We start from the raw sequence: 1,497 nt of genomic DNA on the forward strand, positions 1-1,497 counted from the left end.
GCTCCATGATGGAATTGTCCCGAGTTAAAACCGACTTCTAATTCATCAAAATTTAACGCTCTGGAATGGCAATAATCTTTGGCAGGGTCACTGCATAATAATCCTTTGCGGAAACTTAAAAACATTTTGGTTAGGAACGCTGAATGGTTAGCGGTTTGAGGAATTCGAATTGTTTTATTCGTATTTTGTACTTCTATATTCGTACTTGAAGCAAGTGTTTTACACTTGTTTAACGCTTCATGTTTGCTTAATTTCTCATAATCTTGTACAAACTGAATCACGTCGCCTGTTTTGGAACATGCATGACAATTGTAAAAATTCTTTTCCAAATTAACCTGTAAACTCGCTGTTTTATCCGAATGAAACGGACATTTCAGCATATTGTTTTTAGGTTCTAATCCGTAATGAAGCAGTACTTCTTGTAGCGTTAACTTTTGTTTTATCTCGCTTATTTCCATTTGAAAAATTATTTAAAAAATTTTCACTAATCGTTTTCGCTTACAAACTTAGCGTTTTTGATTTTTAAAACAAATTGTTTTCGCTTTTTATTTTTCAAATGAATTAGTTATTTCACTAACTAAATTGTAATTTTGTAGAGTATATAATACATACGCAGTATGTTTTAAAGTTTATTTGCTATGAAAAATTTTGGAAAAAACTTGAAAGAATTAAGAAGCGGAAAAGGTTTTTCGCAAGAAGTGTTTGCTTCTAAGATTGGAATTCACGTGACTAATCTTTCTAAATACGAAAGAAATATTTCGATTCCATCTTTGGAAGTAGCGGAAAAAATGGCGAAAATTTTATCGATTTCTTTGGATGAATTGGTTTATGGAAACAATAAAGCTGATGCTATTTTACAGGATAATCAGTTATTGAATTTGTTTGCTGAAACGCAACAATTAAATGATAATCAAAAAAATACAATCAAAGATTTATTAGAGGCTTTTATTCTAAAGAATAATTTGCAAAAGCAATTAGCGGTTTAATAGTTAAAAAAGTGAAATAATGACAACGCAAGAAATCTATATCGTAGAGCCTTCTACATCGGAAGAAGCGAAAGCATTGAAAGCTTTTGCAAAAGCTTTGAAAATGAAAATTACACGACAAAATACCGAAAACACCGATTCTACAGAAGATGTAAAAGCGAGTTTGAAACAGGCTGTAACAGAACTAAATCTGATAAAAGAGGGAAAACTAAAAGGAATTTCTGCCAAAGAATTATTGGATGAGTTATAATATTATTGCAACGCCGGAATTTCTGAAAGAAGCCAAAAAACCTGGAAAGAAATACCGTTCGTTGAAAGAGGATTTAGCTGTTTTAATTGAAGAATTACAACAAAATCCTACCTTAGGAACTGCTTTAGCCGATAATTGTTACAAAATACGTTTGGCAATAAAGTCGAAAGGTAAAGGTAAAAGCGGCGGAGCAAGAGTAATAACGCATCTTTTTATTGAAAATGAAACGATTTATCTACTTTCTCTTTACGATAAAAGCGA

General features: G+C 31.5%; 4 protein-coding genes. 3 read left to right on the forward strand and 1 reads right to left on the reverse strand.

The features are described 5' to 3' along the window. The coding region (locus tag G0Q09_RS14865; RefSeq protein ID WP_257468308.1) for a CHC2 zinc finger domain-containing protein at positions 1-458 on the reverse strand (458 nt) is incomplete at its 3' end. Positions 459-638: 180 nt separating this feature from the next. On the opposite strand from G0Q09_RS14865, the gene G0Q09_RS14870 reads away from it, so the two are divergent. The 3 genes from G0Q09_RS14870 to G0Q09_RS14880 all read left to right on the forward strand — a co-directional run. Then, a complete protein-coding gene (locus G0Q09_RS14870; RefSeq protein WP_219035472.1) occupies positions 639-986 on the forward strand; it encodes a helix-turn-helix domain-containing protein in 348 nt (115 codons plus the stop codon). Between the two features lie 19 nt (positions 987-1,005). Next, the gene (locus G0Q09_RS14875) at positions 1,006-1,236 is read left to right on the forward strand and encodes a hypothetical protein (protein WP_219035473.1); all 231 of its coding nucleotides are present in this window, start codon (positions 1,006-1,008) and stop codon (positions 1,234-1,236) included. Next, on the forward strand, positions 1,226-1,497 hold a 272-nt coding region (locus tag G0Q09_RS14880), incomplete at its 3' end, for a type II toxin-antitoxin system RelE family toxin (RefSeq protein ID WP_219035474.1). The genes G0Q09_RS14875 and G0Q09_RS14880, both read left to right, overlap by 11 nt.

The sequence above is a fragment of the Empedobacter falsenii genome (assembly GCF_019308355.1).
GTDB classification, from domain to species: Bacteria; Bacteroidota; Bacteroidia; order Flavobacteriales; family Weeksellaceae; genus Empedobacter; species Empedobacter falsenii_B.